At 54.1% G+C, this 15,721-nt stretch carries 14 protein-coding genes; 6 read left to right on the forward strand and 8 right to left on the reverse strand.

Annotated elements, in window-relative coordinates; all coding sequences use genetic code 11:
- Nucleotides 1-168: 168 nt before the first annotated feature.
- From KTT_RS08770 to KTT_RS08780, 3 genes are read right to left on the reverse strand one after another with little or no spacing between them, the layout of a single operon-like run.
- A complete protein-coding gene (locus KTT_RS08770; RefSeq protein ID WP_126595622.1) occupies nt 169-540 on the reverse strand; it encodes a hypothetical protein in 372 nt (123 codons plus the stop codon).
- A gap of 4 nt (nt 541-544) precedes the next feature.
- Nucleotides 545-2,287, reverse strand: a complete 1,743-nt coding sequence (locus KTT_RS08775; protein ID WP_126595623.1) for an ATP-binding protein — start codon at nt 2,285-2,287, stop codon at nt 545-547.
- A 19-nt stretch (nt 2,288-2,306) separates the two neighbouring features.
- Nucleotides 2,307-3,008 (reverse strand): DUF8166 family protein, encoded by a 702-nt coding sequence (locus tag KTT_RS08780; protein ID WP_126595624.1) that lies wholly within the window; start codon nt 3,006-3,008, stop codon nt 2,307-2,309.
- 376 nt (nt 3,009-3,384) lie between these two features.
- Between KTT_RS08780 and KTT_RS08785 the strand changes: the two genes are divergently transcribed.
- Nucleotides 3,385-3,768, forward strand: coding sequence for an ArsR/SmtB family transcription factor (locus KTT_RS08785; RefSeq protein WP_126595625.1), 384 nt, complete (start codon nt 3,385-3,387; stop codon nt 3,766-3,768).
- Between the two features lie 49 nt (nt 3,769-3,817).
- On the opposite strand, the gene KTT_RS08790 is transcribed toward KTT_RS08785, so the two are convergent.
- On the reverse strand, nt 3,818-4,231 hold the full coding sequence (locus tag KTT_RS08790; RefSeq protein ID WP_126595626.1) for a response regulator: 414 nt from the start codon (nt 4,229-4,231) through the stop codon (nt 3,818-3,820).
- Nucleotides 4,232-4,687: 456 nt separating this feature from the next.
- Here KTT_RS08790 and KTT_RS08795 point away from each other — a divergent pair, with 456 nt between their 5' ends.
- Nucleotides 4,688-5,302 carry a superoxide dismutase gene (locus KTT_RS08795; protein WP_126595627.1) on the forward strand — a complete coding sequence of 205 codons (615 nt, stop codon included), beginning with the start codon at nt 4,688-4,690 and terminating at the stop codon, nt 5,300-5,302.
- Between the two features lie 74 nt (nt 5,303-5,376).
- On the opposite strand, the gene KTT_RS08800 is transcribed toward KTT_RS08795, so the two are convergent.
- Nucleotides 5,377-6,627, reverse strand: coding sequence for an MFS transporter (locus tag KTT_RS08800; protein ID WP_126595628.1), 1,251 nt, complete (start codon nt 6,625-6,627; stop codon nt 5,377-5,379).
- 130 nt (nt 6,628-6,757) lie between these two features.
- Here KTT_RS08800 and KTT_RS08805 point away from each other — a divergent pair, with 130 nt between their 5' ends.
- Nucleotides 6,758-7,660: a LysR family transcriptional regulator gene (locus tag KTT_RS08805; RefSeq protein ID WP_126595629.1), complete on the forward strand. Its 903-nt coding sequence runs from the start codon at nt 6,758-6,760 to the stop codon at nt 7,658-7,660.
- Between the two features lie 82 nt (nt 7,661-7,742).
- On the forward strand, nt 7,743-8,993 hold the full coding sequence (locus KTT_RS08810; RefSeq protein WP_126595630.1) for a glycosyltransferase family 9 protein: 1,251 nt from the start codon (nt 7,743-7,745) through the stop codon (nt 8,991-8,993).
- A gap of 83 nt (nt 8,994-9,076) precedes the next feature.
- Here the strand turns inward: KTT_RS08810 and KTT_RS08815 are convergent, their stop codons facing one another.
- Nucleotides 9,077-10,360: a hypothetical protein gene (locus tag KTT_RS08815; RefSeq protein ID WP_126594039.1), complete on the reverse strand. Its 1,284-nt coding sequence runs from the start codon at nt 10,358-10,360 to the stop codon at nt 9,077-9,079.
- A 423-nt stretch (nt 10,361-10,783) separates the two neighbouring features.
- Here KTT_RS08815 and KTT_RS08820 point away from each other — a divergent pair, with 423 nt between their 5' ends.
- Both KTT_RS08820 and KTT_RS08825 read left to right on the forward strand, forming a co-directional pair.
- Complete coding sequence (locus KTT_RS08820; protein ID WP_126595631.1) at nt 10,784-11,167, forward strand: hypothetical protein; 384 nt, start codon at nt 10,784-10,786, stop codon at nt 11,165-11,167.
- Between the two features lie 301 nt (nt 11,168-11,468).
- Entirely contained in the window at nt 11,469-13,025 is a 1,557-nt protein-coding gene (locus tag KTT_RS08825; protein WP_126595632.1) for a DUF4129 domain-containing protein, read from the forward strand.
- 43 nt (nt 13,026-13,068) lie between these two features.
- Here the strand turns inward: KTT_RS08825 and recF are convergent, their stop codons facing one another.
- Both recF and dnaN read right to left on the reverse strand, forming a co-directional pair.
- Complete coding sequence (gene recF, locus KTT_RS08830; protein ID WP_126595633.1) at nt 13,069-14,262, reverse strand: DNA replication/repair protein RecF; 1,194 nt, start codon at nt 14,260-14,262, stop codon at nt 13,069-13,071.
- A gap of 103 nt (nt 14,263-14,365) precedes the next feature.
- Entirely contained in the window at nt 14,366-15,505 is a 1,140-nt protein-coding gene (gene dnaN / locus KTT_RS08835; protein ID WP_126595634.1) for a DNA polymerase III subunit beta, read from the reverse strand.
- Between the last annotated feature and the right edge of the window lie 216 nt (nt 15,506-15,721).

Genomic DNA, 15,721 nt, shown 5'->3' on the forward strand with positions numbered 1-15,721 from the left:
GAATCAGCATGATTAAAAATGACACACTGCTGGATGTGATGATAACATAGTAGAGAGACTAACAAGCGTTCAGTAATAAAGGTTAGTACTTTCCTACCAATAGTCTAACCGGAACAGAGTCGCCGTCATCGGTGGAGGAGGGGCACGAAGATGATCAGTGGGCGGTAGCTATATTTTGCGGGCAAGAGAGAGGACTTCGACGATTACGGCGGCGATGATAATGATAAAAGCCGTCAGGATATTCCAGCTATGAAGGGCAAGTAGAACGAGATTGGCAACGACAATAATGGTAAGCAGGGCGGCCTGTCGCAGAGCCTGGCGCGTGGTGGCCCGGTAGCGACGCGTGAAAAGCAGGCGCTCCCCTACAACCGAGGTCAGTGGGAAAAAACTGCACATGAGCGCGATCGATAAGAGAACGAAGAACAGCAGCATGGTGAATATTGAGGATGGCTGCACCATATAGGTAAACCATAACAGACCGCCCCAGGCTAGTGGGGCGATCAAGGCGACTATCAGGCGATGGGAATTTTTTTTTATCATGCATCTATCTCATCATATTGAAGCCCCGGTTGCCGTTCAGGGGTGCATCTGAGCGGCGACGGCTCTCCGGCGTATCCTTGTTAAAGTATTGCTGCCATAGATCTGGCGCATCCTTACTCTCGCCACCGTGCTGGGTATAACGCGTACGCACACGGCAAATAACGGGCGTATTTACCGCGGCGCCAGCAACGATCACCTGCCCCTTTGAGAGCGCCGGCAGATTGCCCAGCAGATCACGTCCAACGCCCTCAATGGCGGCGGCCACGCTCTTCTGGTCGATCTCATTGACGATACGCATGATACACTGCGTCTGACACTGACTGAGTACATCGGCATCCAACTTACCGGGACGCTGGCTGATCAGGCCAACGCCAATACCAAACTTACGACCCTCGGCCAGCACCTGCTTGAGGATGCCGGTAGAAACGACCTCGGTCCCGCCTGGCGCGAAATGGTGCGCCTCCTCCAGCAGTACAAACACGGGATACGGCAGATATGATTCGCCAGAGTGTACCTTGCCGCGTTCCGTATCCATACGCGCCTGATTGAGGCGGCGCAGCAGCGTGGCCACAATCACCTGCTGATCACGCTCATCAATCTCATTGAGCTGCAGCACTGTACACTGGCCGGGGCGAAAAATTTCCGGCAGGTCCAGGTGCTGGGTATCGTCAAAGGTAAAACTGTGCTCAAAGCGCTGCTCGACACGCCAGGTCAGCGCGTGCACGGTACTGGAATCGTCGGCCCCCTCGCTATCCTCATCATTTTTCTGCCGTGAGACCGCCTTTATGGCCTGTTTGAGGTCCGCCACACCCCAGGGATGGCTGCGTTTGGTTTCATGTACCTTGCGCAGGGCGCGGCTGAGCAGATACTGCTGCTTCTCGGTCATCTCTGGCAGCAGCTGGCGCATATCGCCGATATTCAAGGTCGAGATACGCACCTTAACCTGCTCGGGCTTATAGACCTGCACCTGGGCGCGATAGCCACGACCAGCCCCATCACCCTCGGCCGAGAATTGCGCATAATTGGCGATCTGGTCCAGGGTACCATACTCACCATGGGGATCAACAATCAGCACGCAGGCCTTATTTTGCGGCTTCATCAGTTCTTCAATAACCACACTGGCCAGGTAGCTCTTACCAGCACCTGTACTGGCGATTATCGCCAGGTGCGTACTCACCAGGTCCTTCACCGACAACACGATCGGAACCGCGTTGGGGGCACGTGTCAACAGCGAACCGACGGTCGCCGAACCGGGATCCATATCCTTCTTACGGCTCAGAATCTCAGCCAGCATGGCATCATCGGCCAGGTAGATCCGCTTGCCCGATTGCGGAGGAATCCAGGGATTGATAAATGAGCCAGTAACCGGATCATAATAACCCATGATCGCGACATGCAACTCAAACAGTTCGTTGGTACGAGAGTTATAGCCCACCATGGCCGCCACCTCGGCGGGAGAGATCTCTGGCTCACCCAGAAAAGTATCTGGATACAACTGTAACGGTACGCGCTTAATGACGCGCCCGAGCACGCGGCGCACCGGCACCTCTCCGATGCCTCCATTTAAGACAACGACCTCAGGATCTGGCAACTCATAATAGACATACTCACCGTTTTTCAGGACCTGGTCATCGTCACGCGAGACAAAGGTATATTCATGTGTCTCCTCACCCGGTCCCTTGGTAATACCAACTGGTCGACGGTACGAAGGGCGGGTAGGAGAATCCGTTTGTGATGGTTCAAGCATAGTTCGTTGGCTACCTCCGCTACCCGGTCGTTTCTACTTTTAAGCGCCAGGCGAAATTCCGTTTCACAATGGAGAGGAGCGCGAGATTCTGTGGAAATAAACGCTCCAACTGATCAATGATGCGCAACGTCACCATTGGAAGCAAGCTACTGCGCTGAGCAATGATATGGGGCACATAACCCATATGCAGATAGGGAGATTGGCTATCGGGCCCGCCAGCCGGATCAGCGAAGTAGTGAAACGAGCGCACCTCGGCGTCGGTCATGGTCTCGATCTCGCTATCCAACTCAAGTGAGAGCAGAGGCACCCCATGCATGACCGAGAGCACCTCTGGTTCCTCACCAAACACAGAACGCTCTTCCATCATACCCAGGATCATGATATACGTAAGCACCGCCTTCTCAGAAATATAATCAGGCGAGAAGAGCTCTACCTGCGTCTCGTTCGAGAGGCGCGGCCCCAGGGCACCGAAGGCAGGATTTTGTAAGATCGTATCGTAAATGACACCTACCGCGTATGTAATCGGCTCCCGGCTATTGCCCAGCACTTCATCAAGCAACGCATCTGGATCATCGGACCGCTCAGAGCGTACAGCGACACGCACAAAACGGCCGAAGGCATAGTCCGCCGGGCCTGGTTGAATATCAGCCTCGCGAGGACCAAAAACTTGACAGACATAGTTAATATGAGAATCTGACTTGACTATTTTCCCGATTTTCATTATGCAACCTCTCGGGGACGATATAAAAAGCAAATCGCGTCCATTGCACATATCCCTCCACAACATCGTGTTGTATATAACCAGGCAACTCTATACTGTGAGGCAGGCCAACAGGAAAGGACAAAGGGATCCATCATGGTCCCTAAGAAACAACGATTAGAACAAATGGTTTGGCGGCATTATAACACAGACTCTGATCTTTGTGCGTTTCTTACCGCTATCAATGGTACCTCTGCGGCACATCAACAAGAGTCACCTGCATGCCCACTCGTACGTTGCAAAACTGCGTTAACTTGTTAGAGGTTTTCAAAAGATGAGTTTATGTTCTACAATAACTAATACCATTACATCATGAGAGTTAAGGAAAGGAGAGATTATGGTAGAATCATCTTCCACCAATCATCAAGAGCAAAACAGGGCTCCACGCCGACCAGCAGAAGTAGATAAATATGTCGATACCTTCCTGGGAGTGGTCTGCGATCCCAGCCGACGTTACATTCTGGAGTTGTTATCCTTCACGGACTCCAGGGAAGACAAGCAGATGCCAGAGATGCGTTCAGGGGAGATTGCCAGGGCCATCGGACTGTCGGCTGCGACTACATCCGAGCACCTGCGCCAGCTAACAACCATCGGATTAATCTCATGGCGCCGTGAGGGCAATGTGGTCTACTATCAATTGCGTAATCGTGAACTGGTGGCAGCGTTCCATAAACTGATGGAAGCACTGGATAATGACTATGCATTGAAGAAAGAAATGTAGCCCCCATCACCTCTCACCACAACAAAATCAGCATCGAAATGGCTAAAATTTAGACAGCGAGATTTTCGATCATCTGCAGAAAATCATCTAAATCGATAGGCTTGCTCATGCCCTGGATATGGCGCTTATTCAGCTCATGCCGTGGCAGGTGAGCGCTCAACATCAGAGCCGGGACATGAGCCAGTTCCTCTATAGCATGCAATCTATCATACAACTCAATGCCATTCATACGAGGCAATTGATAATCCAGGATAAATAGATTTGGTCGAATCCCTTTAACCATCTGGAGCGCCTGAAATCCATCCGGAACAAGTATAACAACAAAAGAGGTTTCTTGCGTTATAGCTTGCTGCAACACTTCGCCGATATTGATGTCATCCTCCACCAACAAAATAGTTTTTACGTTCGAAGGAGGTAAGGCGCTCGTCCGATGCCGATCATTCTGCACGGAATCATGAGCCATAACACTGCTCCATACAATCGCACATACATTTATCCAACAAACCAAAGCAATTTCGTCCAATGACGAAATTGCTATTAGACTATACCACGTTTTACTTGAGAAAGATAGTTTCATTCTCCCCACTATACCCCACTATATATGAACGTCAGAACATTTCTATCTTTTCTGTTGCTTATGACAAGCTTGCATGTCACTGTTTGTTTAGGTTGGCGCGTATAATTATATAGACGGGTCGCTCATATAGACCCGATATAGTATTGGAAGCGCGCAAAGTGAGCACAAAAACGCGCTCCTCGGCTTGACAATAGCATACTCTATCGCATACAACTAAACATGTAGACTATATCCTCTCCAGGCTGCTTGAAATACTATTGTCAAGAAGAGCAGACTGAGACCCACAATGTCAAAATAGGAGGGAATTTCCCTCCTATTTATTTGAGTAAGGAGAGAAGTTTTATGGCTTTTGAACTTCCTAAACTGCCGTATGACTACGCTGCGTTAGAGCCGTATATCGATGCGCAGACCATGCAGCTGCATCATGATAAGCACCATGCTACCTATGTGAACAATTTGAATGCGGCTCTTGAGGGTCATGAGTTCGCGAACCTGCCCATTGAGGAAGTGCTTCGCCGCCTCAATGAGGTTCCCGAGGCCAAACAGACTGCGGTCCGTAACAACGGTGGCGGCCATCTTAACCACACTATGTTCTGGGAGATCATGACCCCCGGTGGCAGCAAAGAGCCCACGGGCGACCTGGCTACCGCCATCAATTCGAAGTTTGGCTCTTTCGACGCCTTCAAAACAGCGTTTAACGATGCGGGCGCCAAACGCTTCGGTTCCGGTTGGGCCTGGCTCATCCTGGATAAGAGCGGCAACCTGGCAATCACCTCAACGGCCAATCAGGATAGCCCTGTGCTTGATGGCAACTATCCTATCCTCGGTAATGATGTATGGGAGCATGCCTACTACTTGAAATACCAGAACCGCCGTCCTGAGTACCTGAACGCCTGGTGGAACGTCGTCAACTGGGATGTCGTTGCCAAGCGTTATGCGCAGGCTCGCGGCGTCTAATACTATAAAAAACGCAAAAGAAGCGGCGCGGGGCTCTTTGAACCCCACACCGCTTCTTTTGTTTACATTGGTTTTCATGCTTCAGGCGCGAGGTCCGAATCCACAGGATGCCGATAAAACAGGCCGAAGCGAAAGAGACCGATCACGCCAAGAACGATCATCAGCGCGGCGCAGATGCTGATGCCGGCCATTACCGAGAGGTGAGCAAACATGGGTACGGCAATAAGCAATCCCAGGGATGCACCGACATTGGCCAGCACCATGCGCAGGCTATAAACTTTCCCCAGTTGCGCTACGGGAAGCTCGGTCTGCATGATCGTCAACATGGTAATGTCACCCATCGGACCCCCAAAGGCGGCGCCGGCCGAGGCCAGGACGGCCAACGGCAGGGAATGAGTCCAGGCCAGCACCATAAAACCCAGGCCAACGACAATCTTGCCCACAAAAATAATGGGAATCGGCCGCCGGACATGGACGCTCCCCATCACCAGGTTGCTGATGACATTGCCAACCCCATAGGCACCGATGATCAGGCCGAGCGCCCCTACGTTGCTCTTTAAAACCTGGTTAACCAGCAGAGGTACGCCAATTACAAAGCTCGCGCTCCAGGCCAGATTCATCACGCCGTTTAACGAGATGGCCCAGCTGAGCGGCTTATGCCGGCTAACCAGGGTAATAGCACCCCGAATATCGCTCCAGATCCCTTTTATGCCAGCGGTCGCTGGTATGCGCTCAGTATCTTTCCAGATCACATGCCGTCCTAACGATAGGATAGCCAGTGAGGAAATGATATAGCTGACCGCGTCCAGGGTAAAGAATTGGGCCAGGGGCATAAAGAGGACCAGCAGCCCCGCCATGCTGGGTCCAAGCGCCCTGGCCAGGCGCGTGGTCACATCCATCAAACCATTAGTGGCCTGTAAGGTTGGCACATCGCCAGCCAGGGTCGGCAGGCTGGCCTGTAAGGCAGGCTCAAACAAGGATCCCAGACTACCAATAATGATGGCAGCAGCCACCAGCTCCCAGAATTGAATGGCCCCAGAAAGCGCCAGGATCGCGATCAGGCCCACTGTTCCGGCCCGTATGATATCCACTACTACCATTACCGCACGGCGGTCCCAGCGATCAGCATAGACGCCTCCCAGCAACCCAAATACCAGTTGCGAGGCTGCCTCAGCCGCCGCCACGATGCCCGCGCCGCTCCCGGCCGTGCGCACAGCGATCCAGATCACCGCCAGATTATAAAGATAGTCTCCCATCGAAGAGAGAACCTGACTCACCCACAGCCAGGCGATCGATGGACGACGTAACGCCATCAAAAATCCCATATGCTCCGTTTCCCTCCCTCTCAGAAAAAGCTCATAAGAAAAGTATAGAGGAGAGCATGGTATAATCCAATCCAATATAGCCTATACTTGTTATTAAATTTTTTAATAGCTAATAGAGAGAAGGTAAGATATGGATACGGAACAGCTGTTGACGCTTGAGCGTATCGTTCGTGAGGGCAGCTTTAGTCAGGCAGCGCGCGCCCTGAATCTATCCCAACCGACCATGAGCACACGCATTCAGGCTTTGGAGGAGGAGGTAGGCGGCACGCTCTTCGCGCGAGGTGGACGTAAGGTGGCGCTGACCGAGCGCGGTGAGAGCTTTTTGCCCTATGCGCGCCGGGCGCTGGAGATTCTGGCCGAGGGTAAAGAGGTGGCGCAGTTGACCCAGGAGGGGAAGCGGGGACGTGTCACTATCGGCACATTGGAGTCATTTAGCGGCGGCTTTTTGCCCACCACGATCGCCGAATTCCACCATAGCCATCCCGAGGTTGAAATCTTTGTACGCACCGGCCATAGTCGACAGGTTGAGGAGATGCTCTACGATGGCATTACACGCCTGGGTTTGATCGGCTGGCCATTTCTCAATCCGGATCTCACGACCCTGCTGCGCTTCAGGGAGCCGTTGATCTTTGTCGCCCCACCTCACCATCCACTGGCGCAACAATCCCACGTACTGGCGGAAGATGTGCATATACACGCCTCCCCACTGCTATTAGTCCAGAAAGGCTTCGCCCTCAGCGAGATTCTCACCCACATCCATCCCCATTCCGAGCGTACGATGGAGCTTCCGGTACATACGGCACGAGAATTGCTGCGGCAAGGGATCGGCGCGGCCTTTATCACGCGCACAGCCATCGCGGAGGAGTTGGACAATGGGCAGGTGGTCGAGATCTCTGTACAGGATATCCCATCCAGTTATCGCGAAAGCGCCCTGGTACGTCTCGGCCGCAGCCAGGCGCTTCCGGCAGCCAGCCGTGACTTCATCGCGATCTTGCGCCAGCAGGCGGGCACCAATTATCAGATCAATGCTTGACATCGTCTGACCCCATTTTGTACACTGAACCGCGATTTAAGGTCGATCAATCAAAAGTCTATGCGCAGGAGAGCCGATACAGATGGAAAGCTATGATCTGGCGTTCATGGGCGAGCTGGCCCGCGATCCCGAGTATGAACTGTCCAGCCAGGAACGACGAAGCCTGCAAGAGAATCGGCAGGCGCTACGGCGGGCCAGCAAAATAATGATCTTGCTGGGCGGCAAAGCGGGTCGGCTGGGGGAATGCGTGGTAGGGACGGCCCTGCTCGAAGGCACGCTGCAGATCCTGCGCTCCCTGCGCAAAGACCACATTCCCGTTCAGCTCCTGATAGATCAAAGCTCTGGCACGCTCTTTAATCTTAATAGCTATCAAGAAGCCTACTGGCCGGAAATCGACATACGCCTGATGCCAGAGCCATTGACCATTGGCGACCTGCTCTCGACACACACCACCAACGCTCCCGACCAGGAAACGCTGGTACTGGATTTTCATGGCGCCCACGATGGCCTGCCTACCAGTACCCGGCACACCACCACGGATGGCGTGTTCCATGTGCTGAACAATCTCTTTCGCATGGGCGTCCGCTACTACGCCCAGCGCGGGCCTGAGCGGCGCTACGCTGATTTTCTCTGTGAGCTCTTCGCACTCCCGGACTCAACACTGGCCGGATCGACAACGCAGCCTCGCATCCGGCTCACGGCGGCGGACGAGCAGCGCTACCGGCAAACGCAGCAAAGCATCGGGTTCGCGCCCGACTCCATCCTTATTGTCTGCTTTTTTCAATCGGTGGTGCTGGCCAAGTGCTACGAGCTATGGGATGAGGTTATGCAGCTGCTCTGCGAGTATGCCGCGCGCGACATACCCGGCCAGAAGATCAGCTTTGTACTGGCTTGCGGACCCGATGAGAAGCTGCCAGAAGGCTTCAAAAAAGCCGACATGATCGAATGGCTCCAGCACTTCAACGGCGTACAGGACAACGCACATGTCTATTTCTATAGCACCGAAACCCCGCGCGAGGTAGCCGTTTTATGCTACGGGGCCACGCTGGCCCTCTCAGACGACACGGGACCCGGCCACATCGCCGGCGCCCTGCATATCCCCACCATCGTCCCCTTTCTGCCGGGCACCATTTACGCCCGCTTCATCTGGTCCTCAACCCTCTGGCACCATGGTGTCACCCTTGACCCCAATCCCTACAGCGACCAGCAGGTCCAGTCCGCCATCATCTGGAGCAAAACTGACATCATCGACAGCATTCCAGCGGATCGCCTCTATCAAGAGGCCGTGCGATTTCTTAAAAATCCTCCCTCACGCTCAATACATCCAACATAACATGCTGGCATACCTTTGAGAAGAAAGATGATATCGTTGGGGGAGCGTGGGAGCCCTTACAGGTATAGGTTTTTTGGGGAACGTTAAGCGCTGGCCCGTTCACGAGCTCGGGCTCGGCGCTTACGCTCCTGTTTCTTCTCCCGCTTGTGTCGCTCTGAGGCGCTTGGTAGCTTTCTGGGTGGTTGCATGTCTTGCGGCCATGGCTCATCGAGCATCTGCCCCTGCAACAACGGCTCGTCATTGAGCACGGTTGCTAGCACCTGTAACCGCCCGCGTACCACACAACTCAATCGACGCACTCGCGGCTGATGGTTGGGCCTGCAGCGTTTCTTGCGCGCAATATGGCTTGCAGGCAACTCCTGCTCACTGTTTGCCGCTCGCTGCTGTTCTTCAGCGACACACCCCATGCTCACACTCATCAGTTGGGCAACTGCCATCGCCAACCACAAACGCTCCACACGCCCTGCTTGCGTCATTTTACTGTGATGCCATCCCCAGAGTCCCCGCTTGAAATCTTTGTACCCCGTTTCGACCCAGGTGCGCATGCGATACCAACACACCTCAGCCTCCTGCGGAAGCAGATCCGTCAGCACGACCCAGGGACCCTCGTAGCCTTCTTCCCAATGCACCAACACCGTCGCGTTGACCCGCGCCTGCTTGCTCGCGAAGCACTCCACACGCCCTTTCCACGATAGACCAGGTGTGGGCACCCACTGCGCGATCATCTCAAAGTCGTCTGAGCCAACTCGTCGAGCTTTACAGTTGCCGTTGATCCGTAAGAAGGGATGCCAGCCGCAGGTGCGAATCCCTTCATAGAGCCACTGGGCATAGAGTCCGCGATCAGCCATCACGATCACGAACCACTCTCCAGGCACACACCCGTGCAGATGCGCGAGTAAGCCTTCCCAATGCGGTCGCCAGGACCCTTTCTCATGCGCCCCCAACACTTTCCAGGCCACTGGAATACTACAGGAGCGAAGAACCACACAGATCGAGAGCACTGTCCAGCGTTCTCCCAGGGTGGTGGCATCAAGGGCCAGTGCCATACGGCGCGTGTGAGGTCCACAGCAGCGCACCACCCATCGCAACAGGGAAGCAAAACAGGTGGAGACCTCGATCTCCCGTCGCTTGTCACCGCATTTGTCATGTGCATCCAGATACCACTCCCGTAAACGTTGAGCTACTGCGTCCTCGGATTGACCCAGGACACACGCGAGCAGAGCACTGATCTGCGACCATCCACAAGCGCCCAGCAGCGTCATGCCAACGCTCCAGAGGACGAGCCCGTTGAGTTGCGATGAGCGAAGATGAGGAAAGGCCGTTGACACCTGGTCCGACCATTGCGATAATAAATGATGGCGATTCATGTTTTCTCCTACAAATGATGTGGAAATCGTTTTGTATTATAGCAGAAAACCATGACTCGCCAGGTTTTTTCCTCCTTCTCCAAAAACCTATACTTGAAAGGCGTGGGAGCCCGGGCACGGGGCCGCTTTGCGGCAAGCGCCCGCGAGGGGCGCACCTACGCCCCTCATTTCCAATTACCTACACCCCTCATTTCCAATTACCTTTTTATGTTGGTGCATGGGGGCGCGGATGCGCCTCCATGCACCAACATAAAAAACCAGGGCGGCCGCGTACGCGGCCGCCCGTGAGTTGGCGCTTTGCTCCCCAAGATATTCTTTATGCATTATTAACGCTTTATTATTGACATACTCGCATTTTTCAATTTAAACTACAGATACGTGTATGTGTCGTATGGATGTTGATGAAGTGAGAAAGGTTGGGTTATGTTTTCGACACTAAGGCAACGCATCAAATATCGCCTCGCCCATATCCTCTATGATATGTTCAAGACCACTATCGACGCTCAAAACTGGTCGCAGACGGTTAGCTGTACCTCATGCCAGCGGATTATTCCCGTTGACGCCTGTTTCTGCGCCTACTGTGGTATACAGCAAGGGACCTTCTTTGCGTCACCTGCGGCTGTCCAACTTCAGGATACGGATCCGCTTCTTTTCGAGCAGGTGACGATCAAGTTACCGCCTGGCAATCAGCAGCGCAGCTTTCTACGCTATGTGCGGGACATGAAAAACGTTGATCCGGGTCCGGCTACAATCGCCCATCGCCAGTTACAGGACTACCCTTCACGCCCACCCATCCATGATAGATAGTACTTATAGCAAAATCTATTGACTTATCCACATTTGCGGTGGATAAGTGTGGATAACTATGCAAGAATGTGGATAAGTTGAGCGAGATAAGAGATAAATCCTATATAGAAAATAGCAAGATGACATCTACGATGGGAAGAACATCAGTATCTGGCATAACAGGTAACCCGGTTTTTCACAGTTGGAAGCGGCATAGAACACATTGACAATGGTTTATAGGAGGGCTACAATCTAGCAAGCAGGATGACCAATAGCCTGACTCTGTTGAACAGGGTTAGATAGAAGCAGAAAGGCTCTGAAAATGGACAGTACGCCACAGACGCCACGAGATGATCAGGAGCATAGAGGACCATGGAGTCCACCTCCCCGGAGCCTGGCTGATGTGATGAGCTGGGGGGAACAACTGCTTCCACTGTCTTACGCGGTCCTGGAGTCATGCTGGATGGGAGCGCTGCTCATCGGGCTGGCACGCGTCCATTTTCTGGGTCTGAATCAACCATTCGCGCCACTGTGGGCGCCATTTTTATTGATGATAATCTCATCCTGGTGCACTCTGATCTTACCGGATCAACTATTAAAGAACAATGGTAAAACGACGGCCCGAGGCAATAGCGGCAATCTGGTCCTGGTTTTTCAGAGCATTGGCATCCTATGCGTCGTGTGGGGCACGTTCTATGCGGGAACAAATGCGCTATGGAATCCGGCCTGGCTGATGGCCCTGCTCTCTGATCTCTTGCTTTTCAATCCAACCGCCTTCGCGGTCATTGGCCTCATCATCGCCTCCTATGCTCTGTGCTATCACGGCATTCGGATCGCGCGCTACGCACTGGAGCCGAGCGAGACGCTGCGTGGGATCATCATCGGCAGCGTCATCTTTGTGGCCATCTGCCTGCTGCCAGCGATCGGCAATGGCGACCAGGCTGATCTCCTACTGCTGGTGTTGCTTTTCTTCTCACTGGCGCTGCTGACCAGAGCGTTATCCTATGCGATTTTTACCCGGCAGGATCACATAACAGGCCTGCAAGGCAGCAAGCTGATGCAGGATCGGCTGATCCTCTCCACGGTAGGCATCATCTGCCTGATGCTGGCGGTGGTCGGGCTGACCCTGGGCATCATTATCAACCCCACCTTGCTGGCCGCGATCCAGCAATTTCTATCGCCGCTGGGCAGGATCTACGATGGCGCAACCTATGCCATTGCCTGGCTGATGGCATTTATGATCTCCTGGATTCCCCTGGAGAAATTTAAATTTACGCCACCTAAATTAAACAAGCATGCTCCCCCACCAGCAATACACCCCAAAACGGGAGCGGCGCCCCCACAGGCCGTCCAAACAATCGCGAGCTTCATTTTCATTGCCCTGCTGATCGCCCTTCTCGTCGCCGTGATCATCCTCGTTGTGGTCCTGCTGCGCAGGCGCCGGGCTGGTAGGCGCTCGCTCGACCTGCATGAAAGCCTGTGGTCCTGGGAGCTGTTCTGGCAGCAGATCAAGGGACTGCTCAGCCATCTATGGCAAGGCCTGATGCGGCGTAAAGATGAGCAATCAGCGCCTATCGTAGAGCGCAAGACAGAGGAGGATGAGATGCCTGTGCTACGGGATGTACGCGCGATCTATCGCGCCTTCCTCCAGTGGGCGGCCAGCCAGGGTTATCGGCGGCAGCAGGCGGAGACACCGGGGGAATTTAAACAACGGCTGGTGCAACCTTTGCCAGTGTTTGAGCCAGAGGTACAGGCAGTAACAGAGATATATACAGCCGCGCGCTACAGCCACGTACCACCCGGCGAGGCGGAAGTAGCCAGGATGCAGCAGAACTGGAGCGCGCTGCAGCAAAAGAGCGCGGGCAGCGAGCAACAGTAAGCAAGACTGCTTGCTCAGGATGCCCTATAGCGGCGGCAGCCACTCAATCTTCGCCGCGCAACTCGCCGCCAACCACCTGGTAGCGATGCGAACGCTGCAGCATATCGGCGGGGAAGCTCTCCAGGTCGGTGGAGGTCAACATCACCTGCTCATAGCGGGCCACCTGGCCCAGCAGATATTCGCGACGCGAAGCATCCAGCTCGCTAAACACATCGTCCAGCAGCAGGATGGGCTGATCGCCGGTACTGGTATGCATGAACGATAGCTCCGCCAGCTTGGCGGCTAGAGCGGCGGTCCGCTGCTGTCCCCTTGAGCCGTAAGATAGCATGTTCACGCCATTCACCAGAAACTCCAGGTCATCGCGGTGAGGGCCGCGCAGGCAGACGCCCTGCATAATCTCTTTCTTGCGAATCTCACGCAACTGTTCCTGATACTGTTGTGAAGCCTCACTCAGGCTCCAGCTGGACTCTACCTTAAAAGAAGGCCGATAGACGATCTGCAACTGCTCACGTCCGCCGCTGATGGTTTGTTGAAAGTGATTAGCCTGCTCATTTAACGCGTCTACCATCCTCCGACGCTCATAGATAATCTGATTGGCAAGCTGAATCTGCTGCTCGTCCAGATAGTTGAGCATCTTCGGATCTTCCTGATTCTCGCGAATACGCTTCAGCAGGGCCGAGCGCTGCGCCACAACTTTACGATATTTAACCAGTGCCATGCTATAGCGAGGCTGGACCTGGCACAGCGCCCGATCCAGAAAACGCCGCCGCTCTTCGGGTCCCCCATCCACCAGGTGCAGATCCGAAGGCGCGAACATCACTACCTTCATCTGCCCGATCAGATCAATGGTCCGTTTCGGCGCTCCATTCACTTTATAGCGTTTGCGAGGCGCATGGGCAGGCAATTCAATGCTGCGCGGACTCACCGTAACGCCCGAGGAAGGTGCGAACGTAGGGGGAGTGGGATCCAGAATCAATATCTCCAGCTCGATACTATCCTCACGCCGACGCACCACGCCATCCAGTCGAGCCACATGATCTGGAGCCGACCAGTTGACAACTTCACGATCACTGGAGGCATGAAAAGAGGTAGCCGTCGCCAGCATGCTCACTGCTTCAAGCAGGTTGGTCTTGCCCTGCGCATTGTCTCCATGAAAGAGAAAAACACCCGGGCCTAATGGCAATTCCAGCTGTTTATAATTCCGAAAATCCGATAATGTGAGGCGAGAAAGATACATGCACCCATCCGTGAAGATCTACACTAGCGATATAAAAAACAGGGCGAGGACAACCTCGCCCTACTATTTCCATTCTTATCAGACTGGTAAATGTGGAAAGATGTTAGCGATTTGTGCTCATTGGCATGATAACATAGGTGTATTCAGCCGCGCTAACCGGCTTGACAACGCCAGGGCGAGCCGGTGATGTCACTTCCAGGGCCACCTCGGGCGTATCCAGGATCGCCAGCACATCGCCAAGGTATTTCACATTGAAGATGATCTCCTGATCGGGACCATCGACCGCCGCATTGATAGTGGTCACATTGTTACCAACATCCTCCGCAGTCGCCTCGAGGGTCAGCGTGCCTGCGCCAGCCTCCTGCTCGCCACCGCTGGCAATCTTAATGCGGGTAATATTGGAGCTATCACGAGCGAACGGCGCCACCGTCTTGACGGCGGCCGCGAACTCTTTGGTCTCCACCACGGCGCGCGTCGTATGCTCCTTTGGAATAGCCGCTTTAATGTTGGGGAATGTGCCCTCGATCAGGCGCGAGACCAGGTCGATATGCTCGGTATGGAAGAGGACCTGGCTGCGGTTCGGTGTCACCACCATCTGGACCGCTCCATCGGAGGGCAGGATACGCGCCAGCTCACTCAGGGTACGCGCCGGGATCAGGATGCTGTTGTGGCTGGCGGTATGGCCGGCCAGGGGTGCCAGGCGCAGCGCGAGACGGAAGGCATCGGCCGCCGCGAACGAGATCTGCTCATTGGCCACCTCTACCAGCACACCTGTAAGCACAGGACGAGAGTCATCGTCAGCCGCCGCGAAGACCACCTGGGCGATCATATCTTTCAGCATGCCCGCGTCCAGGATAATCGGCTCCTCATCACCCTCCGCACTGGGGATCAAAGGGAACTCCGATGGGTCCATACCCTTAATATTGGCATTACTCCCCGTGCTCTTCACATTAACATCGTTCGACTCATCGGCCACATTCAGCTCGACCTGCCCCGGGCGCAGGCTATTGATCAGATCAGTAAAGGTCTTCGCCGGAACCGTCGTCGTGCCATCCTCCATAATTTCGGCATCGATCAGGCAGTTAATACCAATCTCCAGATTGGTCGCAGAGAGCTTCAAGCGTCCCTGGTCCGTTGACACTAAAATATTTGCCAGGATTGGGAGCGTGCTCCGGCTCGAGACAGCGTGGCTCACAATAGAGAGGCCACGGCTCAAATCCTGTTGCTTACATGTGATTTTCACGAAAGATTTCCTCCAGACACAACCAAAACGCGGATATTTTTACGCTAGTATAGCGCATGTTGAATGCACTTGTAAACGCGAAAAACCTGCACATTCAGTGCACATATAGATCGGATCGTGGTTGTCGCGCCACACGGCAGCCGCACTATACCGGGCGACACACATGAGCCCACCATCTCTATCGTACATAAGCTGCCTAAAACAATATTCCTAAAC

This window comes from Dictyobacter aurantiacus, assembly GCF_003967515.1.
GTDB lineage: Bacteria > Chloroflexota > Ktedonobacteria > Ktedonobacterales > Ktedonobacteraceae > Dictyobacter > Dictyobacter aurantiacus.